We start from the raw sequence: 21,036 nt of genomic DNA, 5'->3' as shown, positions 1-21,036 counted from the left end.
GAGGGGAGCGGGGGGACGCCACAGCGTCCTCCAGGGGCGCGGAGAGACCGCCCAGCTCCTCGGCGAGCGCGGTGAGCACTTCCTGGGTGAAGACGATGCGGTCGCGGGGCATGCGGGCGAGCACGCGCTGCACGGCGGACTCCACGGTGCCCTCCGACGGGATGTCCAGCGCGCGGCCGGCGTCGGTGAGCGCGAAGAGGGCCTTGCGGCCGTCGAGCGGATCCGACTTGCGCTCCAGCAGGCCCCGCTTCTCCAGGCGCTTGAGCACGCCGGTGAGGGTGCTGGGGTGCACGTGGAGGATGTTGGCGAGCGTGCCGGCGGTGATGCCCGGGAAGCGTCCGACCAGCCGGATGACCAGCCGCTGCGGGCCGGTCAGCCCCAGCGTGGACTCCATCCGCTTGGACGTGGACTGCAGGCCATGGTCCACGGCCCACAGGAGGCGCATGAACTCCAGCACCTCGCCCAGTTGCTGTTGCGATCCCCGGGACTTGCTGCCGTCCGGGCCTGCCATCGACTCCGGGGCTTGTGTGTCCTTCATGGGCGCATCCTCCTTCAACTCCGGCCTCCCTGTCTTTCGTGTTCCAAAGGTGGGCGTGTCCTAGCGCGTCGGCCTGGGGGTTCCAGCAAAATCCGGAAGGGATGCTCGCGGCTGGACGGGCCCGCCCGCCCGGGGGCCGTGGAGGGCAGCGGTGATGCGTGGGAGTCCAGAAAGCTGGCCGAGTGTGTCAATCCCGGGAAAACGAAGGGCCGCCACCCCCGGGCATGCCGGGGCTCGGGAATGGCGGCCCTCGCGAGCCTGACTCAACCGAGGGTTGTGATTGTCATGGGTTCGTGACGGTCCCCTCCCTTCCCGGCGGCGACCCGGCGGGGACCTGCTCCACCTTGAGCGTCGTGGGGCCGCTGAGGGCCAGGTGGGCCCTGAGCTTGAGGAACTTCTTCTTGCCGAAGCCCTTGACCCGGACCAGCTCCTCGACGCGACCGAAGGGCCGCTTCTTGCGGTGCTCGAGGATGCGCTGCGCCGCCTTCTCACCCACGCCTGGCAGCAGGTCCAGCTCCGCCGCCGTGGCTTCATTCAGGTTGACCACCCCCACGTATTGCGTGCGCGGGCTGGCGGCATCCGCACGCCCCGCTCCCATCAGCACGCAGCCCAACACCCACGCCCAGGCCCACTTCACGAGTGGCCCCCACGCCCGTCTCCGCCCCTCCGTCGCCCGCGAAGCGTCCCCCCGCCGCCGTGTCGCGCTTCTCCGCCGCCTCGCGCACGTGCAGCTTCCCGTCCAGGGGCAGCACGTCCAGGAGCACGTTGAGCGAGCCGTCCTTGTTCACGAACGCGCTGCCCGCGCGCACCCAGATGCTCCCGCCCTTGCCCTCGCGGATGGAGAACACCGCCAACCGCTTCCCCGCCATCAGCATCGACACGCTTCCCCCTTCAGAATCCCGCGCCACCACGGCCCGGGCACCTCGCTGGCTCGACCGCCTGAGGTCGTGTCGGGGCTTGAGCAGTCCGCGTGCCAGCGGCGTGCTCCTCTGAGGTCGCGTCAGCGCACCGTGCGGAGGTGCGCGCGGCGTCCACGCGCGGGGATGGGCGTGGATGCTCCAGCGCGTGTCTTGCGCGGTGAGAGATGCGGCCCGCCGAGAACGCACCGAGCTTCTGGGCTCGCATCAGGCAGTGGGGTCTGTCGAATCGGGCGCAGCGGCACCGGTGCTGCATGGCGTTGGGGCAGTGGGGTTTTCACCTCTGACCGCGACACCTTTCCAGGAACCGCCATGAAGATGTCGCGCAAGAAGGGAGGCAGTACCGTAGGGACGCCTGAACGCTCGCGCAAACTGCTTGTTGTCGCGCCCGGCGACCTGGAGGTTTCGATGCTCGTCCACGACCTCAGCTCAATGATCGAGGCGGCTCGCCAGCAGGTCGCGGCCACCGCGAACGCCACGCTCACGACGCTGTACTGGCAATTGGGACATCGCGTCCTCACCGAGGTGACCGGTGGGCGGCGCGCGGAATACGGTGGCCAGATTGTCTCCGCGGTGGGGAGACAATTGGAGGCCCGCTACGGGCGCGGCTTCGGCGAGAAGAACCTGCGCCGGATGGTGCAGTTCGCCACCGTGTTTCCCGACGCGGAGATTGTCGCAGCACTGCTGCGACAATTGGGGTGGACCCACTTCACCCTGCTGATTCCGCTCAGCGACCCGCTGAAGCGCGAGTTCTACGCCGAGATGTGCCGCGTCGAACGATGGAGCACGCGCGAGCTGCGCCAGAAGATCGACAGCATGCTCTTCGAGCGCACGGCACTCTCCAAGAAGCCGGAGGAACTCATTCGCGGGGAGCTCGCAGCGCTCCGCGAGAAGGGCGAACTCGCGCCAACGCTCGTGTTCCAAGACCCATACATGCTCGATTTCCTCGAGCTCTCCGACACCTACAGTGAGAAGGATCTCGAGTCAGCCATCCTCCGCGAGATCGAGCGCTTTCTCCTGGAGCTTGGGGTGGGCTTCGCCTTTGTCGAACGGCAGAAGCGAGTCACGCTCGACGGCGACGACTACTACCTGGACCTGCTCTTCTTCCATCGGCGCATGCGAAGGCTCGTCGCCATCGAACTGAAGATCGGCGATTTCAAGCCCGCGGACTCTGGTCAGATGGAGCTCTACTTGCGGTGGCTCGATAGACACGAACGCCAGCCTGCCGAGCAGGCTCCGCTTGGCATCATCCTGTGTGCGGGCAAGAAGCGCGAGACGGTCGAATACCTCGACCTCGACGCGCGCGGAATCCATGTCGCTGAGTACCTGACTGAATTGCCTCCGCGAGAGGTCCTCCAGGAACGCCTCCACCGTGCCATCGAGTCCGCGCGCACACGGCTCGAAATCAGGGCAGGGGGCGACGTGGACGTAGCTTCGAGCACGCCGGCCGCGGCGACTCGAGGCCCGAAGCGGAAGCCCAAGGGGCGCAAGTGAAGTGCTTCGGGGCCACACGGGCCGCGCCCCGACGGGCCTGGGGTGACCTCCTGGATGGGCCGGGCCCTTGAGTGCCCATGCTGGGCCTTCAAGAGGGAAGCCGGTGCGAGTCCTGGGCGGTCTGGCCGTCATCCGGAAGGAGTTTCAGCGCTCGCTGTCGAGCAGCTTCATCTGCTGCTCGGGGTAGCGGGTGCCGGCGATCGCCTCTTTCGGGAGGATCGCCTCGACGGCGGCCACGTCGTCGGACGACAGGGGCTTCTCGAGCGCGCCGAGCACATCGAGCAGTTGCTTGCGCGTGCGTGCGCCGACGACGGGAACGAGCGCCGGCTGCTTTGCGAGCACCCATGCCACGGAGAGCTGCGCGGGCGTCATCCCGCGCTCGGCGGCATACGCGTGGAAACGAGCGACAGCCGCAGCGTTGCGTTGACCCGCCTCGCCACCAAAGCGAGGGTAGTGCAGGCGGGCACCTTCGGCCTTCGCTCCCGTCAGCAGCCCTCGCGAGAGCACGCCGTACAGGGTCGCGCTCATGCCGAGCTCAGCGAGCGTGGGGAAGAGGGTCTTCTCCGGCTCGCGCGTGATGAGCGCGTATTCGATTTGAAGGTCGCTCAACGGGTGCACCTTCGCCGCGCGGCGGATCGTCTCGGCACCCACCTCGGAGAGCCCGATGTTCCGCACGTAGCCGCCCTTCACCAGCTCGGCGATCGCGCCCACCGTGTCTTCAATCGGCACGTTCGGGTCCAACCGGGCGGGGCGATAGACGTCGAGGTAGTCGACGCCGAGCCGTCGCAGGCTGTACGTGACGAAGTTCTTCACCGCCGCGGGGCGCCCGTCGAAGCCCACGAAGGCGCCGTCCGGCCCACGCATGGCTCCGAACTTCACCGACAGCTGCACCTTGTCGCGCTGGCCCTCGATGGCGCGGCGGATGAGCAGTTCGTTGTGCCCGCTGGCGTAGAAGTCGGCGGTATCGAGCAGCGTCACTCCGCGTTCGATGGCCTCGCGGAGGGTCGCGATGCTCTCGTTCTCGTCAGTCGGCCCGTACGCACCGGACATGCTCATGCAGCCAAGCGCGATGGGAAACACCCGCGGGCCCGTCCTGCCAAGTTGCGTCGTGCGGTGGGTAGGGGTCATGGCTTCCTCTCCTCCAGCAGCTGGGTTATACGGAACGTTGTTCCGGTACTGACCCATAAATGCGGAACCTTGTTCCGTTTGTCAAGGCGATGAAGAAACCCCCCAGAGCGGATGCCCAGCGCAACCTCGACTCGCTGCTTGAGGCGGCGAAGGCCGTGTTTGCCGAATCCGGAGTCGACGCGCCCGTGCGCGAGATCGCGAGCCGCGCGGGCGTCGGCATCGCGACGGTGTATCGGCACTTTCCGCAGCGGGCCGAACTGATCGCCGCCGTGTACCGGCGTGAGATCGACGCATGCGCGGCCGCGGCCCAGGCACTGGCACGCGAGCATGAGCCATTCGAGGCGCTGACGCGGTGGCTTCACCGGTTCACGAGCCTGATTGCAACCAAGCGCGGGCTTGCCGCGTCGCTCAATGCCCAGGATCCGGCGTATCAGGCGGTGCCCGCGTATTTTCGTGAGCACCTGGAACCGGCACTCCAGTCGCTGCTCGGCGCGGCGGCGGCGGCGGGTCGGGTGCGCAACGACGTCGACGCGTACGAACTCCTGCGGGGCATAGGAAGTCTCTGCATTCCCGTCTCGGAGGTTGGCCCGGGCTACACCCGGAGAATGGTCGACCTGCTCATCGACGGACTGCGCTATGGCGCACGGGCCGCGCCTTGACGGGCCTGGGGTGACCTCCTAGAAGGGCCGGGCCCTTGGGTGCCCATGCCGGGCCTTCAAGAGGGAAGCCGGTGCGAGTCCGGCGCGGTCCCGCCACTGTGAACGGGTTGCCCTGAGGTCCAGGGCCGGAAGCCTCGGCTGTCACCACTTTCGCGTCAGCGGATGCGAAGGGAAGGTGGAGGGTTCCTTCCAGAAGGGCGCAGCGTGCGCCCACGTCTGGAGCCTGTCAGCCAGGAGACCTGCCCAGGGGTGCGGCAGCGGTGCTGCCGTCAAGCCTTCTCTCTTCGTCGGAGGGAGCGGAAGGCGGAGCATGTGGCGCTCGCTTCTCGCCCGGACCGTCGTCGGTCTGGTGCTCAGCTTCCAGGGACTGGCCCGGGCCGGGCCGGAAACGCCTGCGCCCGACGAGCCTGCCCTTCCTGAGTTCGTCCTCCCCACCGTGGAGGTCATCGGCAAGGACGTCCCCCAGACGCCCGTCGACTCCGCTCAACGCCGCGACCCCACCGGCGCCATCACCGTCATCGATGCTCGCGAGCGCGCGGGCGAGGCACGCGACACGGCCGAACTGCTCGGCGGATCCGCGAGCCTTGTCGTGCAGGACTCCGGCGGCTACGGACAGAGCAAGAGCCTCGTGGTTCGCGGCGCGTCGTCCAATGGCGTGCTCGTGTTCCTGGATGGCATTCCGCTCAACGGCGCGGGCGGCGTCGCGGACCTGTCGCTCATCCCCGTCGCGGTGCTGGAGCGCATGGAGATCCTTCGCGGCGCGGCCGGTGCCCGCTACGGCGCGGGCGGGCTGGGCGGCGCGGTCAACCTCGTCACCCGTGCGCCTTCGTCGCGGCTGCTGTCCAGCGGAGAGGTCACCTACGGCAGCTTCGACACCGTGATGGCCCACGTCGCCGCGTCGGGCGCGCTGCTCGACGGTCAGGCGCTGGTGCTGCTGCACGGGGGCCGCTCGCAGGGGGACTACAGCTACCGCGTCGATGAGCTGCCCGCGCTGGACGACAACCCGCTCACGCAGGAGGTGCGCACTCGCAATGACGCTCGCGGTGGCGGCGCGCTCCTGAAGTACCGGCACGGCCTGGACGGTGGCGGACGCGTGGACGTGCTGGCGGAGCTGTCCCTGGAGGACCGCGCGCTCGCCGGCACCGTGCAGAACCCCACCGTGTCCCGCCGTCAGGACCAGACGCGTCTGTCATTGGGGGCCCGCTGGGGACGGCCCTTCGGCGACACGGGCGAGGGCAGTGCTCGCGGCTTCTTCCGTCGCGACTGGCTGGACGTCACCGGCGGCACCACCGGCGTGGACTCCGGCGCGCAGCACTACACCGTGGGTGGCGTGGAGGTGGAGGGCCGCGCGGTGCTGGGACCCAACGCGCTCGCCGTCACCCTTGCCGGGTCCTCGGAGTCCGTCACGCAGGCGGTGGGGGGCCAGGCCGCGTCGTGGTGGCGCGCGAGCGTCATGGCCATGGACGAGCTGTCCCTGTTCTCCGAACGCGTGAAGCTGGTGCCCTCGCTGCGCGTGGAGCGCGTGGGGCACTACTCGCTCCTGTCGCCCAAGCTGGGCGCGAGCGTGGACCTGGGCCGTGGCTTCGGCGTGCGCGCCAACGTGGGCCAGTCCCACCGCGCGCCGTCGTTCCTGGAGCTCTACATCCGCCAGGGCCTGCTGCTCCCCAACCCGGAGCTCAAGCCCGAGCGCGCCCTGTCCGTGGACGCCGCGGCCCTGTGGCACGACGACGTGTGGAACGTGACGGCCGGCGGCTTCGCGGCCGTGTACGAGAACCTCATCGCTTACGAGCTGTACCCGCCGATGCTCGCCAAGCCCTACAACTTCGCCGCGGCTCGCGTGTGGGGCGCGGAGGTGGAGGTGGAGGCCCGGCCTCGCGCGTGGCTCACCGCCACCAGCAGCTATGCGTGGACCCGCACGCAGAACCGCTACGGCGACCCTCGCTACTTCGGCAAGGAGCTGCCGTATCGCCCTCGCCACAAGTGGGTGGGCCGGCTGCGGGTGGGGCCGGACTGGCTCAACGGACGCACGGAGGTGCTCGTCCAGTCCGCGCAGTTGATCAACCGCGTGGGCGAAGCGCGCCTGTCCCTCCCTTCGCGCACCTGGGTGAGCGTGGGCGCCTCCAGCACCTTCCTGCACAAGCCCGACCTCACCGTGTCGTTCGACGTGAAGAACCTGCTCGATGCGCGGACCGCCGACTACACCGGCATGCCGCTGCCCGGGCGCGCCGCCTACGTGACGTTCGCAGTGGCGCTCGACCCTTCTGCCTCCGAGGACTCCCATGTCGCGTCCCCTCCTTGATGCGCGGCTCGCGCTGCTGCTGTCGGCCCTGGCGGCGGTGGTCCTCACCGGCTGCCCGGAGGAGAAGGTCCTGTGCACGTCCGGCCTGAGCGCCTGTGGCGCAGAATGCGTGGACCTCCAGGGCGACCCTTCTAACTGCGGCGCGTGTGGCACCTCGTGCGGGGCAGGGGAGACGTGTCAGGCGGGCGTGTGTGGCTGCCAGCCGGGCACGGAGGTCTGTGGGAGCGCGTGCGTCGCGCTCGCGAGCGATCCGCTGAACTGTGGCGCTTGCGGCTCCGCGTGTCCCTCCGGCCAGGTGTGTGAGTCCGGCACCTGCCGCGAGGGCTGCTCCGCCGGTGCCGAGCGATGCGGGGACAGCTGCGTCGTCCTCACGAATGATCCGCTCAACTGCGGTGCTTGCGGCGCGGTGTGCCCGGACGTGCAGTCCTGCCACGCGGGCCGGTGCATGTATGACGTCGTGACGGCCTGCTACACCAACGGGCAACTCGTCGGCATCCAGGCGGGGACGGACCGGATGGGGCCTCGGCGGCAGTTCGGCTCGGGCGTGCAGGCGCTGGCGGCGTGGGATGGCGTGGTGCTGGCGGCGGACGCGGCGCGCTCCGTGCTGTCGCAGGCTCCGGCGGGTGCATTGGGGACGGTGGCGGAGGAGGACTCGCTGGGCGCGGTGGCGGCTTCGCCCAATGACATCCTCGTGGACCCTCCGTATGTGTATGTCCTCGACTCGGTGAACAACACGCTCCAGGTGCTCAAGCGGGAAGGGGCCGCGCAGGGCGGCGGGCTGGGATTGCGCACGGTGGGGCAGGTGAACCTGGGCGCGAACACCAGCCCGCAGGTCATCACGAAGCGCGGCGACACGTTCTACATCCCGCTGTTCGGCACGGCCGGCTCCGACTTCCGGCAGGGCAACGCGGTGGCTCGCGTCAGCGTGAGCGACCCGGAGCATCCCCGGCTCGTGGACACCGTTCCCCTCACCGGGCTGGACCTGAAGTCCTTCGACGGTGGGACGACGATGGCGCTGCCGTACGCGGCGGTGTCGGTGGACGCGGGCGTCTACGTGGCGCTCACCAACCTGAACCCCGCGAATGACTACCTGCCCAACGGGCCCGGGATGCTCGCGCGCATCGACCCCACGGATGGCGGGGTGAAGGCCATCGACCTGGGCGCGAAGGACTGCCTCAATGCGGGCGACGTGCAGGCCGTGGGCGACCAGTTGGTGGTGAGCTGCCTGGGCGAGGCGGTGTTCGACACGGCGGGCGGCTACCGCGCGAAGGCCGTGCGCGCCACGGGGCTGGTGCTGGTGAAGGATGACCAGCCCGTGGCGTCGTATGCGCTGTCGCCGGGCTGCACCGGAGGGCCGGAGAACGGCTGTGACCTCGCGGTGGGCGGACGGCTCGCGGTGGTGGGCAATGCCGTGTACGTCACGGACGTGAACGCGGGCCGCGTGTTCGTGGTGGAGGTGCGCGACGGCCAGTTCGTCGAGCGGCGCGGCAACTCCACGCCAGCGGCGAAGGGCCCGGCGTTGGATGCGTGTCCGGTGGATGCGCGGCGCGGGGTGTCCAACGCCATCGACATCACCGCGGTGCCTTGAAGCGGTGCATTGACAACCCCTGCCGTCCGCCATACTCCAGCGCGCGTCGTTGGTACGCCGCATCCGCACGATGTGGCGTTTAAAGGGAACCCGGTGTGAGTCCGGGACTGCCCCGCAGCGGTGAGCAGGAACGAACGCCGTCCTCGCAAGCACTGGCCCTTCCGTGGGCTGGGAAGCGACGGCCAGTAGGTGGGTGACCCGATGAGGGTTTCCCGCGCCTGTGAGTCCGAAGACCTGCCACGACCCATGCCCCCGGGCATGGCCAGACCGGAGCCTCCGAGGGGAGGTGACGGAGGTCTTCCGCTCGCGCGGCGTGTCGTGTCCTGACGTGTCCCTCGTTCGCGGTCCGCTCTCCGTCCACGCCCCTTGGATTCACCTCGCCCGTGGGGGCGATGCAAGGGAGCAGTCGCGGATGAAGACAGAGCGGATGATGACGGGGCGAGGACTCCAGGGCTTCGCGTGGGTGCTGACGACCCTCGCGATGGCGCTGACCAGCACCGGTTGTGGTGATGAGTGCGTCGATGACTTCGACTGCCGCGACCAGGGCACCCCCGCCGAGGGACAGCGCTACGCCTGCGTCGAGAACCGTTGCGAGCTGACGTCCAACCCCGTGCCTGATGCGGGCACCGGGACCGACGCCGGCACGAGCACCGACGCGGGGACGACGACCGACGCCGGCTCGACGGTGGATGCGGGAACCGACGCGGGCACGGGCGGTGATGCAGGCACGACGACGGATGCAGGCACGAGCACCGATGCCGGTACCACGACGGACGCAGGCACGACCACGGACGCTGGCACAGGCACTGACGCAGGCACGACCACGGATGCGGGCACGGGCACTGACGCAGGCACGCAGACCGACGCAGGAACAGACACGGACGCTGGCACGGAGAGCGACGCAGGCAGCGACGCCGGAACGGATCCGTGCGAGAGCGCCACGTACGACCCGAAGCTGGGCACGCTCCAGCTCCAGGCGGGCTTCGTGGCCGGTGAGTCCGCGCCGATTCCCGTGGCCGCGGGGCCGCTGGGCGTGACGCCCGGTCCCACGTACTCGCTCTACACGGTGGTGTCGGAGGGCTACACCGGGCCGCATGCGCTGTACTCGCTGGGCACGTGGCCGCAGGTGTCGCTGGGCGCGACGCCGCTGTTCGACGTGGCCGCTCCCGCCGACCGGGGCCCCTCCGCCGCGCTCTTCCTCAGCCCCTTCGTGGAGACGGATGGCCAGCGCGTCCTCACCGGCTACACGAAGTCCGGCGGGGGCTTCCCCGGCTCCGTGGGCGTGTATGACAGCGCCGCGCCGTCCGCTCCCACCTACGTCTCCGCTTCGAGCAACTTCTCCGCAGGCGTCGTGCCGGGCGCGTTCCTCGTCAATGGCGGTGGGCTCGGCACGGTGTCCGCGGGCCTGGGCATCTACGCGCTGAAGACGGACACGTTCACCGCGCTGAAGGTGGGCACGCTCCCGCCGGAGACGGGCGGCAGCGGCTTCACCGCCGTGTCCACCAACGGCGTCGCGATGCTCGGCTACTTCTCCGACGACACCTTCCTCAACGAGGGCCGCGCGGTGGGCCCCGCGACCATTGCCCGGGCGCTCACCTCCGGCACGCCGTTCGACGTGGCGGCTGCTCCCGCGCTCGACGTGGGCTCCAACTTCGTCGCCGCCTCCGGCCACGGCGAGGGCGTGTCGGTGCTTCGCGGCGACTACGTTCCCCCGGACTACAACTTCGCAGCCACGGACATCTCGCGCTTCGCCTTCACCGTGACGGATGCCGGAGCGACCGTGACCATCGGCGCACGCCAGCCGGTCCTCGTCTACGTGGACCAGTGCACGAGCGTGACCGGGCTGACCTCCCTCGGCACGGACCTGCTCGTCGGCGTGGATGACAAGAACGGCACGCGCCTGGTGCGCATCCAGCAGGCCCCGCAGGCCCGGTGACGACGCCCATGAAGACCCTTCTTCCCAAGTCGTTCGCGCTGGGCTTCACCGCGCTGCTCTCCGTGGCGTGCGGTGGCGAGGACTGGCAGGACTCCGCCCAGGGACAATTGCTCGTGGGCGACGCGTTCGCGGACCGCATCGTGTCCTTCTCGCCGGGCACCGGCGCCGGGTTCGGTCAGGCCTGGTTGCCGGGCATCGTGCTGGGCGCTCCGCAAGGTGCTGGTGCGGGGTCGGGCTCGCTGGACGTGCTGTCGCTCGGTTCAACGGCGTCATCGTCCTGGAGTTCACCGACATCGCGGTGATGGATGGGCCGGGCGTGGACCTGCTTGTCTTCGAGAACGCGTTCATCAAGCCCAGCGGCAAGCCGTTCGCGGAGACGGGCGTGGTGGCCGTCAGCGACGACGGCGTCACCTGGCACGAGTTCCCGTGCGCGTCCTCGGACGTGGCGAACAACTACCCGGGCTGCGCGGGCGTCACGCCCGTATACTCGAGCTCCGCCAATGGCATCTCGGCCACCGACCCGGCCGTGGCGGGCGGGGACGGCTTCGACCTGGCGGACGTGGGCCTCACCCGGGCCCGCTTCGTGCGAATCCGCGACTCGGGCGCCAACGGCTACGCGGGCACCAGCGGTGGCTTCGACCTGGATGCCGTCGCCGTGGTGAACGGCGTGCAGCTGCCGTAGTCGCGCCGCGAGCGCCGGGGCCGTTCTCCAGCAGACGGTCCCGGCGTCCTCGCGTGCCCATACGGCGAGTCCGGGCCGCGCAAGGCTTCCGGGGGAGAGGTGGCGGCATTACATGCCCGCTGTTCCTCCCCCGGGTGCGCCTCCATGAACCGTCGTCTCGCTTCCCTCCTCGTGCTGCTGGGCGTCCTGCTCGGCGCGTCCGCCGCATTCCTCGTCCCCTCGGCGGTCTGGGCCCAGACGTCGCGCACCCGGGTGGCGCCACCGAAGGAAGCGCCTCCGCCTCCGCCCGCGCCTCCTCCGGCTCCCGCGTACGAGTACACCTTGCTCAAGCGCGAGGGCCCGGACGAGGACCTCGTGGAGCTCCAGCGCCTGGGCGGTGAAGGCTGGCGGGTGGTGTCCACCGTCGTCGTGGACGGCAGCACGCGGCGCTACGTGTTGATGCGCGACCGCCGCGCCGAACCCGCGCCGCGTGGACCTTGACCCTGGGTCGCCATCGTCCTGCCCATCCGTGATGCCTCTCCGCTCCCGCGAGTCGAATCGCTTGCGGTGACTCCGCGTTCCTGTCCTTTCCTGCCCGCCACCGATACCCGTGCGCCATCAAGGCTCACGGGCAAGGCGCGAGGATGCGAATGCGAAGCAACAGGATGTGGATGGGCACGAAGGGGCAGCGCGCGGCACTGCTGGGCACCCTGCTGGCGGTGATGCTGGGGAGCACGGGCTGCGGCGAGGAGTGCCTGGACGCCTTCGACTGTCGTGACCAGGGCGCGGCACCGGCGGGCCAGGCCTGGGCCTGCGTCGAGGAGAAGTGCACCCAGGTCACCCTCAACAACAACACCGGTGACGACGACGCGGGCACCAATACCGATGCGGGCACGCAGACGGACGCGGGCACGCAGACGGACGCGGGCACGCAGACGGACGCGGGCACGCAGACGGACGCGGGCACGCAGACGGACGCTGGGACGGATCCGGACGCGGGGACCGAGCCGGAGCCGGACGCAGGCTCCGACCCGTGCGAGAGCGCCACGTATGACCCGAAGCTCGGCACGCTCCAGCTCCAGGCGGGCTACGTGGCTGGCGAGTCTGCCGCGGTGGCTGGCCTGGCCAACTCTGGCCTTATCGCCGTCACGCCCGGCCCCACGTATTCGCTCTACACGGTGATTGGGGGCTCGGTGCAGTCCAGCGACGCGCCGGTGGTGTACTCGCTGGGGACCTGGCCTCAGGTGGAGCTGGGGGCGACGCCGCTGTTCGACGTGCTCGCTCCCGAGGATCGGGGCACGACCCCAGGGTGGATCGCCAGCGCCCTCGTGACGGATGGCCAGCGCCTGCTCACCGGCTACATGCGGCCCAGCGGAGGGATTGCACCTGCATCCGGGGGCGTGGGGGTCCACGACATCGCCACGTCGGCCGCCTCCACCTATCTCCCCGCGCCCAACATCCTCTACGCGGGCGCCGCCCCCGGCGTGTTCCTCACCGTCAGCGATGGCCTGGACACCGTGTCCGAGGGGCGGAGCGTCTACGCACTCAAGACTGACGCCTCCCCGTTCACCGCCCTCAAGGTCGGCACGTTCCCCGAAAACGTCCACGGCGGTGGCGCCATCAGCGTCTCCAGCAACGGCGTCGCGATGCTCAGCTACCTGTCCAAGTCGGACAATCGCTACCACGGCCACGCGGTGGCACCGGCCGTGATGGCGCAGGCGCTCGCCACGGGGACGCCGTTCGCCGTGGCGGATGCTCCCGAGGTGGACAGCTTCCTGGGCCCCGTCTCCGCGATGGGCAACGGCGTCGTGGTGCTGCGCGGCGAGTTCGCTCCGCCCGACTTCGACTTCGGCTTCACGGATGTCTCCCGCTTCGCCTTCACGCTGACGGATGCGGGCGCGACCGTCACGGTGGGAGCCCCCGAGCCTGTCCTCGTCTTCCCGAACCAGTGCACCCTTGTTTCGACGATGATCCCCATGGGTTCGGACCTGCTGGTCAAGGTGCAGGACAAGAACGGTGCGCGGCTCGTCCGCATCCGTGACGCGCGGTAATCGTCCTCATTCCCACGCGTCCGCCCTGTCGATCGCCGCGCTGAACCCGCGGCGCATTGACTTTGCCCCGGGGCCGCCATAGTCCCGCCCCGTCATCGATGCCTTCCCGCCATGGGGCGTGAGGGCTTCCAGGGAACCCGGTGTGAATCCGGGACTGCCCCGCAGCGGTAAGCAGGAGCGGCGTTCGCACGAACCCCGCTCCCGCGAGTCCGAAGACCTGGCGACGACCCGGCGTCCTCCCCACGGAGGGCCCGGTTACAGACCGGAACCTCCGCGGGGAGCTGACGGCGAAGGCAGGCCTCCAGGGCGCGACACGCGCCGGGCGGTCCGGTGCCTCGCGTCCGTGCCGCCTCCCGCCAGGGCAATGCCTTCTTCCGCCTCCGTGCGGAAGGGCCAGGAGCGAGGACGCGATGCGGACCGACATGAAGCGGATGGGCACGAAGGGCCAGCGCGCGGCGCTGATGGGCGCCCTGCTGGCGGTGGTGCTGGGCGGCACGGGCTGCGGCGAGGAGTGCGTGGACGCCTTCGACTGCCGCGACAAGGGCACGCCCCCGGAGGGCCAGGTCTGGGCCTGCGTCGAGGAGAAGTGCTCCCAGGTCGAAATCTCCATCGGTGGGGACGACGCGGGCACGGATGCCGGCACGAACACCGACGCGGGCACCGGCACCGACGCGGGGACGGATGCGGGCACGGGCACCGATGGTGGCACCGGCTCGGACGCGGGCACGGACGGCGGCACGGCCTCCTGCGGCCCGCTGCCTCGCGAAGCGGTGCTGGGCACGCTCCAGCTCCAGACGGGCTTCAGCGTCGCGGAGTCCGCGCCCCTGTCCACGGAGGTCATCGCGGTGGTGTCCACGCCCGGTCCCACGTACTCGCTCTTCGGGCTGCGCCAGACGACCACGGGCCGCGACGTCTTCTCGCTGGGCACCTGGCCGGACGTGAAGCTGGCCGACGCGGCGCTCGACACGGTGCTCGCGCCCGCGGACCGCGCCAACGCGGCCGGCACCTTCCCGTCCTACTTCCTGGCCCATGACGGCACGCGCCTGCTCGCGGGCTACACGAAGAGCGGCAGTCCCGCCCCGGGCTCCGTCGCGCTGGTGGATCCGGCCGCGCGCGACGCGACGGACTACGTCAACGCGCCGGACAACTACACCGCCGTGGGCACCACGGACGCGTTCTTCATCAACGGCGGCGGCCTGGACACGGTGTCGGAAGGCAAGGGCGTCTACGCGCTGGTGACCTCCGCCAAGCCCTACGCCGCGGTGAAGGTGGTGAGCTTCCCGGCGCAGGTGGGCGCCAGCGGCTTCTCCGCCATCGCGGCCAACGGCATCGCGGTGTTCGGCTACGCGCTGCCGGACACGTACGTGAACGTGGCCCACGCCGTGGCCAACGCGAAGCTGGGCGAGGCGCTGGCCTCGCGCACGCCGGTGGTGCTCACGGATGAGCCGAAGGTGGACGTGGGCACGGACTTCAACGCCGCCGCGGGCTTCGGCAACGGCGTGGCGGTGGCGCGCGGCGCCTATGGTGCCTCCTTCAACTTCGAGGTCACCGACGTGTCGCGCTTCTCGCTCACCCCGGGCCTGGGCGGTGGCCAGCCCGTCAGCGTGGGCACGCGCGAGCCGGTGCTCAACGCGGCGGACGCGTGCACGGCCGTGGACCTGCTGTCGTCGCTGGGCTCGGACCTGCTCGTGGGCGTGACGGACGTCAACGGCCGCCGCCTCGTGCGCATCCGGCAGGGCCAGTGATGAGGCGCCCGCTGCTCGCGCTCGGCGCGCTGCTGGCCCTGGGCGCGTGCACGGGCGACTCCGAACCCGGTCCCATGCCCATCGGTGAAGTCCTGGACGCCGGCACCTCCGATGCCGGCGTCCCCGATGCGGGAACGGAGACCGACGCGGGGACGGACGCCGATGCCGGCATGGACGTCGATGCCGGCTCGCGGTCGGTGGATCCGTTCGCGGACCGGGTGACGGCGTATCGGTTCGGCGACTCGGCCGGCTTCGGGCAGGACCGCTTCCCGGGCGTCGTGCTCGGGCCTCCGGTGGGGGCGGGGCAGTACTCGGGCTCGCTCGACGTGCTGTCGCTGGGGCGGGGCGGCTCCATCACCCTGGAGTTCACCGACCTGCTCGCGGTGGACGGCCCGGGCGTGGACCTGCTCGTGTTCGAGAACGCCTTCCAGAAGGTGGGCGGCGACATCTTCGCGGAGCCGGCCCACGTGTCCGTCAGCGACGACGGCCTCACGTGGTTCGACTTCCCCTGCGCCTCCACCGACAAGGACGGGGGCTTCCCGGGCTGCGCCGGGACGCATCCGGTGCACTCGACCCCGGACAACGGCGTGTCCCCCACCGACCCGGTCGCGGCGGGCGGGGATGGCTTCGACCTGGCGGACGTGGGCCTTGCCCGCGCCCGCTTCGTGCGCCTCACCGACACGGGGCTCAACAGCTACGGCGGCACGTCCGGCGGCTTCGACCTGGATGCGCTGTCGGTCGTGAACGGGCAGTTGATGGACGGTGGCGTGCCGTGAGCCCGCGCGCTCCCCACCTGCCTCCCGGCGGCACGGAGGCGGGTGGGGTGGACCGCCGCCAGGTGCTGTGCACGCTCCTGCGCGGCACCTGTGCCCTGGCCGCGCTGGGCTGCGGCGGCGACTGGCGCGAGGCCGTGGTGCTCCCCGCGCCGGACGTGGAGCCCGACCCCCTGCCCGCGACCTGCGGCGACACCGGTGTCCCCGGCACGCCCCAGGAGGGCTGGGTGGAGGTCCCGCTCGCGGACCATCCCGCCCTGCGCGAGCCGGGAGGCCAGGCCGCCGTCCGCGTCCCGGACGCGCTCCTGGACGTGGTGGTGGTGCACGCGGCGGACGGCTGCTACCGGGCCGTGTGGCGCACCTGCACCCATGGTGACTGCGCGGTGGCCTGGGACGGAGCGCTGGGGCTGGTGGAGTGCCCCTGCCACGGCTCGCGCTTCGGCCTGGACGGCAGCGTGGTCCGGGGCCCCGCGTCCCGGCCGCTGACGGCGTTCCGCACGCTGCGCGTGGGTGACGCCCTCTTCATCCACCGCCCCAGGTGAAGTCCGACCCCGGGCCCCCTCCCGCATCCGGGGGGACCCCCGGGTATGACGCGACGCGGGAGGGCTTCCAGGGTCTCGACCGGACGCCCGCATTCCACGGGAAAGCGTCTCGGACTCTCGGAAGATTGGGAGGTCGTGTAATGTCGTGCGCCCGATGTGGCAGATCATCATCAACGGGCCCGGCTACTTCGACACGTCGTACGACCTGCCGGAGGGCGTCACCAGCCTCGGCCGCGCCGACGAGAACGACATCGTGCTGGGCGGTGACCTCGTGTCGCGCCGGCACGCGCGCCTCTACGTCGAGGGCGATGCGCTGCGCATCGAGGACCTGGGCAGCCGCAACGGCAGCCGGGTGAACGGCGCGCCCTTGCAGGGCAGCAAGCACCTGAACGCGGGCGACACCGTGGCGCTGGGGGAGAACACCCTCGCGGTGCGCCAGCCGCACACGGTGGAGAACGCCGCCACGGAGATGATGGACCTGGGCGCGGGCGGCGTCGTGCGCTTCGGGCACGGCACGGACGTGGGCCCGGCCGTGCTGATGGCCAAGAACGTCAAGGACGCGGACGTGCTGCGCCTGCTGGACAACGTGGGGCCGCTGCCGTTCGACGACGCGTTCTCCGGCCCCTCGCCCGTGCCCGCGGGCTCCGCCGTGGCCAGCCCGCGCGTGTCGTACGAGACGCTGGTGCTGCTGGTGCACGCCGCGGAGGCGCTGGCCACCGCGCGCACGCTGACCGCGTTCCTGGAGTCCGCGATGGACCGGCTCCTGGAGCGCACCGACGCCACGACGGCGGTGGTGCTGCTCAAGCACGCCACCGGGCCGCTGGTGCCCGCGGCGGTGCGCCACCGGGGACGGCTGGCCAAGGGTGAAGTGCCCGTGTCGGACGCCATCGTGGACGAGGCCCTCCGCCAGGGCCGCGCGCTGGCGGTGGGCGACGTGAAGGACGACCGCCGCTTCGCCGGACGCGAGAGCGTCATCATGTACGGCGTGAACCGGGTGCTGTGCATCCCCATCGGCACCGAGCCGCCCTTCGCGGGCGTGCTCTACGTCAACGTCCCCGGGGAAGGGGACACCAGCCTGGAGCTGATGCTGGACGCGTGCACCGCGGTGGCCCACCTGGTGGCCAGCGGCGTGCAGCGCTTCGCCGTGCGCGACGGCTCCAGCACGGACCGGATGCGGCGCAACCTGGAGCGCTTCCACTCGCCGGAGGTGGCCGAGCGCCGCTCCGCCGAGGCCCAGCGCACGGGCGGCAAGCTGCCGGGCCTGGAGGAGAAGAACCTCACCGTGCTGCACGCGGAACTGGCGGACTTCGGCGCGGTGATTGGCCGGCTGGGCGCGGCGCGGGCCACGCAGCTGCTCAACGACTTCCACGCGCGCATGAGCGGCATCGTCTTCAGCTTCGAGGCCACCGTGGAGGGCTTCCTCGGCGAGTCCATGCGCGCGCTGTTCGGCGTGCCCTACGCCAAGGGCGACGACGCGGTCCGCGCGGTGCGGGCGGCGCTGGCCCTGCGCGCGGACTGGGAGCGGGGCATGGCCCGCCGGCCTCAAGACGAACGCTGCGACCTGCGCATCGCGCTGCACTCCACCAAGGCGCTGGTGGGGATGATCGGCACGGAGGCGCGCACGGAGTACAGCGCCGTGGGAGAGGGCATGGGGGTGGCCGGCTGGCTGGCCTCCACCGCGGCCCCCGGTCAGGTGCTGATGACGGGCAAGCTGCTGGCGGCCACCGGGGCGCGCTTCGACGTGATGCCCCTGGGGGAGCGGGTGGTGCGGCCTCCCCGCGACAAGGTGGCGGTTTTCGAGGTGATTGAAGAGGACATGGGCATGCTGACCAACCCCGGTATCCGGTGAGGCGGCCGGCGCGGCCGGTTGACGGGTTGAAGCGGGAGCCCTGCCCGGGGTTCAATGCGCTTTCCGTGGTGGACCCCCGCGCCGCATGAACTCTTCGACCCAGCCCGCCCGATTGCGGCCCTTCCGGCCGCAGCCCTTCGGCCGGTACACGCTCCTGTCGCACCTGGCCACCGGCGGCATGGGGGAGATCTACCTCGCCCGCCTGGAGGGCGCGCAGGGCTTCGAGAAGCTGTGCGTCATCAAGAAGATCCTCCCGCAGTTCGCGGAGGACCAGGACTTCGTCGACCGCTTCGTCGGTGAGGCGCGCACGCTGGTGCGGCTGGGGCACGGCTCCATCGCGCAGGTGCTGGACATGGGCGTGCACGAGGGCGAGGCCTACATGGCCCTCGAGTACGTGGACGGCAAGGACCTGCGCAAGGTGGCCGCGCGCGTGCGCGACCGGCAGACGCCGCTGCCGCTCACGTTCGTGCTCTACGTGATGGGCCGGGTGCTGGACGCGCTCGCGTACGCGCACCGCAAGCGGGACGAGGACGAGAAGGAGCTGAAGCTCGTCCACCGGGACATCTCGCCGCAGAACATCCTCATCTCCTACGAAGGGGAGGTGAAGGTCATCGACTTCGGCCTGGCCAAGAGCCGGCTGTCGGCGGCGAAGACGAACCCCAGCATCATCCTGGGCAAGTTCCTCTACATGTCGCCCGAGCAGGCCCGGCACCAGCCGGTGGACCGCCGCAGCGACCTGTACGCGGTGGGCCTGTGCCTCTACGAGCTCATCTCCGGCAAGAACCCCTTCGACGCGATGCCGCCGGGCGAGCTGATGTCCGCCGTCGCGAACCCGAAGGTGGCGCCGCTCGGTGAGGTGGAGCCGCTGACGCCGCCGGCGGTGTCGCAGCTGGTGGCGAAGGCGCTGGCGGTGGAGCCGGCCCAGCGCTTCCAGACGGCGGAGGACTTCCGGGTGCGCCTGCAGGCGTGCCTGATGGAGATCGACACCAGCGCGGGCCCGGAGAGCGTCAGCCGCTTCATGCGCGACCTGTTCTCCTCGGACTACCAGTCCGAGCGCCGCCTGCTGGCGTCCCTGCGCGAGGCGTCGCGCGATGTGCGCGCCAGCGGCACGTATGAGTCGCTGGGCCCCGCGCCGCGCCCGACGATGCAGGCGCCCACGCTGCCGGCGAAGACCATCCGTCTGGATGGGCCGGTGGAGCCGCTGTCCTTCCACCCCACGCCCCGCAGCCGCGAGGACGGCGGTGGCGCGCGCGACGACGGTGAGACGCGCCCCGGCGTGATGGTGGATGAGTCCACCCGCCCCGCGTTCCCGGTGGAGGCGCTGGAGGAGGCGGCTCGCGCGAAGATGCGGCCCAGCCCCGCGTCCTCGGAGCCGTCGCCCACGGTGGAGGTCCGCCAGGACGCGATGGAGCGGCCCACCATCCTCGAGGGGCTGCCGGCCATCCGGCTTCCTTCGGACCGCCCGGTGGAGGCGGAGCTTCCGGCCCCGCCGCTCGGCGAGCCCACCGCGCCCCGGGCGGAAGCGCTGCCTGTCGCGGAGGCGCCGGTGGAGCCCACCGCGCCGCGCGCCACGTCGCTGCCGTACGCGGATCCGGGGCTGACGTCGCGCGACGCGCCTCCCGTGGCGGACGCCCCGGTGTCTCGGCCGTTCGCGGACGCGGGACGGGGGGCCTCGCTGCCCTTCTCGGATTCGGTGGGGCCTCGTGGAGTGCCGCCGCCCGCGCCGATGGCGGCGATTCCGGCCGTGCGGCCGGCGGATGGCCCCGTGCCCGTCGTGCCGGCGGATGCTTCGCGGCCGGTGTCTCCTCCGCCGATGCCGTCCTTCGACTCCGGGGCGGCGCGGTTCGAGACGTCGGGTGAGTCGCTGCCGTTCATGGAGCCGCCGCCTCCGCCGGACGGCCCGTTCCTCGATGACGAGGAGCTTCCCGAGAGCGACTACCCGTGGCCGGAGCCCATCCCCGAGGGAGGCCGTTCCGAGCTCCGCGTCGCCGAGGTCCGCATCCCGGAGGGGCAGCGTCCCACCGCCGCGATGCCATCCCTGTCGTCGTCGCGCCCCGGTGTGACGACGCCGTCGAATGGCAGCCGTCCCGCGCCGCCCGCCGCGTTCGACGCGGACCGCACCTCGGAGCCCCTGCCGAGCTTCGAGTCGGTGCGCGCGTCGGAGTCCTCTCGCGGCTTTGATTCACCGCGGGCCTCTGACGCGTCCCGTGGCTTCGATGCGCCGCGGGCCTCTGACTTGTCCCGTGGCTTCGATGCACCCCGCGCCTCCGAACCCGCGCGAGCCTCCGAGCCGCGCATCCCGGAAGGCCAGCGCCCCACGGCCGCGATGCCGTCGTTGCCGTCTTCGCGCCCCGGCGTGACGACGCCGTCGAATGGCAACCGGCCGGTGCCGGCATACGCCGCGCCCACCATCCAGGTGCCCTCCATCCAGCCTGGAGCCTCGCGCCCCATCGACTTCGATGAGGACCCCCTGGACTCCGAGCCGCTCGACTCGGGTCCGGCTCCCCGGCCCACGATGCAGGACACGCGGCCGTCGGAGGAGCTGGTCGCGGTGGATCCGCGCGCCCTGGAGGTGGACTCCAGCGAGCCGTACATCTCCGCGGATCCGGACGACGCCCTGGCCGCGCGCGAGGGCGACGCGGACACGCACCCGCGCATCCCCATGCCCCGCGCTCCGCGCCGCGAGGAGCCCCAGCCCCGCGTGGTGCTGGACGAGGCCGCGCTGCGCGAGCCCTCGACGTCCTCCGGCAAGCGCGAGCCCGACACCGGCTCCACCGGTCCGGCCCGGGGCCGCACGGGGTCCCGCCGCGCCGTGCGCGGTTCGTCGCCTGGTACGCCGCCTCCGCGCTCCAACAC

16 protein-coding genes, 1 pseudogene and 3 riboswitches are annotated in these 21,036 nt (G+C 71.2%); of the genes and pseudogenes, 13 read left to right on the top strand and 4 right to left on the bottom strand.

Annotated elements, in window-relative coordinates:
- The 3 genes from D7W79_RS19620 to D7W79_RS45080 all read right to left on the bottom strand — a co-directional run.
- A partial coding sequence (locus D7W79_RS19620; protein WP_244221856.1) for a MarR family winged helix-turn-helix transcriptional regulator occupies positions 1 to 511 on the bottom strand: 511 nt, incomplete at its 3' end.
- 310 nt (positions 512 to 821) lie between these two features.
- A complete protein-coding gene (locus D7W79_RS19615) occupies positions 822 to 1,085 on the bottom strand; it encodes a ComEA family DNA-binding protein (RefSeq protein WP_244221854.1) in 264 nt (87 codons plus the stop codon).
- Entirely contained in the window at positions 1,069 to 1,419 is a 351-nt protein-coding gene (locus D7W79_RS45080) for a hypothetical protein (RefSeq protein ID WP_244221853.1), read from the bottom strand. Before D7W79_RS45080 ends, D7W79_RS19615 begins: the two co-directional genes overlap by 17 nt.
- A gap of 348 nt (positions 1,420 to 1,767) precedes the next feature.
- On the opposite strand from D7W79_RS45080, the gene D7W79_RS19605 reads away from it, so the two are divergent.
- Complete coding sequence (locus D7W79_RS19605) at positions 1,768 to 2,949, top strand: PDDEXK nuclease domain-containing protein (protein WP_276375368.1); 1,182 nt, start codon at positions 1,768 to 1,770, stop codon at positions 2,947 to 2,949.
- A 144-nt stretch (positions 2,950 to 3,093) separates the two neighbouring features.
- Here the strand turns inward: D7W79_RS19605 and D7W79_RS19600 are convergent, their stop codons facing one another.
- Positions 3,094 to 4,077: an aldo/keto reductase gene (locus D7W79_RS19600; protein ID WP_120526912.1), complete on the bottom strand. Its 984-nt coding sequence runs from the start codon at positions 4,075 to 4,077 to the stop codon at positions 3,094 to 3,096.
- A gap of 59 nt (positions 4,078 to 4,136) precedes the next feature.
- On the opposite strand from D7W79_RS19600, the gene D7W79_RS19595 reads away from it, so the two are divergent.
- The 12 genes and pseudogenes from D7W79_RS19595 to D7W79_RS45075 all read left to right on the top strand — a co-directional run.
- Positions 4,137 to 4,736, top strand: coding sequence for a TetR/AcrR family transcriptional regulator (locus D7W79_RS19595; RefSeq protein ID WP_120526911.1), 600 nt, complete (start codon positions 4,137 to 4,139; stop codon positions 4,734 to 4,736).
- A 20-nt stretch (positions 4,737 to 4,756) separates the two neighbouring features.
- Positions 4,757 to 4,997: riboswitch (cobalamin riboswitch) on the top strand.
- A 49-nt stretch (positions 4,998 to 5,046) separates the two neighbouring features.
- Entirely contained in the window at positions 5,047 to 7,035 is a 1,989-nt protein-coding gene (locus tag D7W79_RS19590; protein ID WP_120526910.1) for a TonB-dependent receptor plug domain-containing protein, read from the top strand.
- On the top strand, positions 7,016 to 8,623 hold the full coding sequence (locus D7W79_RS19585) for an MXAN_6577-like cysteine-rich protein (RefSeq protein ID WP_120526909.1): 1,608 nt from the start codon (positions 7,016 to 7,018) through the stop codon (positions 8,621 to 8,623). The genes D7W79_RS19590 and D7W79_RS19585 overlap by 20 nt, the downstream gene beginning before the upstream one ends.
- A 32-nt stretch (positions 8,624 to 8,655) precedes the next feature.
- A riboswitch (cobalamin riboswitch) is annotated at positions 8,656 to 8,879 on the top strand.
- A gap of 156 nt (positions 8,880 to 9,035) precedes the next feature.
- Positions 9,036 to 10,559: a hypothetical protein gene (locus D7W79_RS19580; protein WP_120526908.1), complete on the top strand. Its 1,524-nt coding sequence runs from the start codon at positions 9,036 to 9,038 to the stop codon at positions 10,557 to 10,559.
- Positions 10,560 to 10,567: 8 nt separating this feature from the next.
- Positions 10,568 to 11,241, top strand: a pseudogene (locus D7W79_RS19575) (cell surface protein).
- Between the two features lie 144 nt (positions 11,242 to 11,385).
- Positions 11,386 to 11,721 (top strand): hypothetical protein, encoded by a 336-nt coding sequence (locus D7W79_RS19570; protein WP_120526907.1) that lies wholly within the window; start codon positions 11,386 to 11,388, stop codon positions 11,719 to 11,721.
- A 149-nt stretch (positions 11,722 to 11,870) separates the two neighbouring features.
- Positions 11,871 to 13,271, top strand: a complete 1,401-nt coding sequence (locus D7W79_RS19565; protein ID WP_120526906.1) for a hypothetical protein — start codon at positions 11,871 to 11,873, stop codon at positions 13,269 to 13,271.
- 79 nt (positions 13,272 to 13,350) lie between these two features.
- Positions 13,351 to 13,510, top strand: a riboswitch (cobalamin riboswitch).
- 171 nt (positions 13,511 to 13,681) lie between these two features.
- Positions 13,682 to 15,016: a hypothetical protein gene (locus tag D7W79_RS19560; protein ID WP_120526905.1), complete on the top strand. Its 1,335-nt coding sequence runs from the start codon at positions 13,682 to 13,684 to the stop codon at positions 15,014 to 15,016.
- Positions 15,016 to 15,792 (top strand): cell surface protein, encoded by a 777-nt coding sequence (locus D7W79_RS19555; RefSeq protein WP_120526904.1) that lies wholly within the window; start codon positions 15,016 to 15,018, stop codon positions 15,790 to 15,792. Before D7W79_RS19560 ends, D7W79_RS19555 begins: the two co-directional genes overlap by 1 nt.
- Entirely contained in the window at positions 15,789 to 16,331 is a 543-nt protein-coding gene (locus tag D7W79_RS19550) for a QcrA and Rieske domain-containing protein (protein WP_120526903.1), read from the top strand. Before D7W79_RS19555 ends, D7W79_RS19550 begins: the two co-directional genes overlap by 4 nt.
- Before the next feature lie 154 nt (positions 16,332 to 16,485).
- Entirely contained in the window at positions 16,486 to 18,180 is a 1,695-nt protein-coding gene (locus D7W79_RS19545) for an adenylate/guanylate cyclase domain-containing protein (protein ID WP_120526902.1), read from the top strand.
- A gap of 178 nt (positions 18,181 to 18,358) precedes the next feature.
- Positions 18,359 to 21,036, top strand: a 2,678-nt coding sequence (locus D7W79_RS45075; protein ID WP_439099216.1) for a serine/threonine-protein kinase, incomplete at its 3' end; no start/stop codon positions are given.

The sequence above is a fragment of the Corallococcus exercitus genome, from assembly GCF_003611585.1.
GTDB lineage: Bacteria > Myxococcota > Myxococcia > Myxococcales > Myxococcaceae > Corallococcus > Corallococcus exercitus.
The sequence above is the reverse complement of the archived record's forward strand: the minus strand, read 5'-3'. Positions and strand labels throughout refer to the sequence as shown.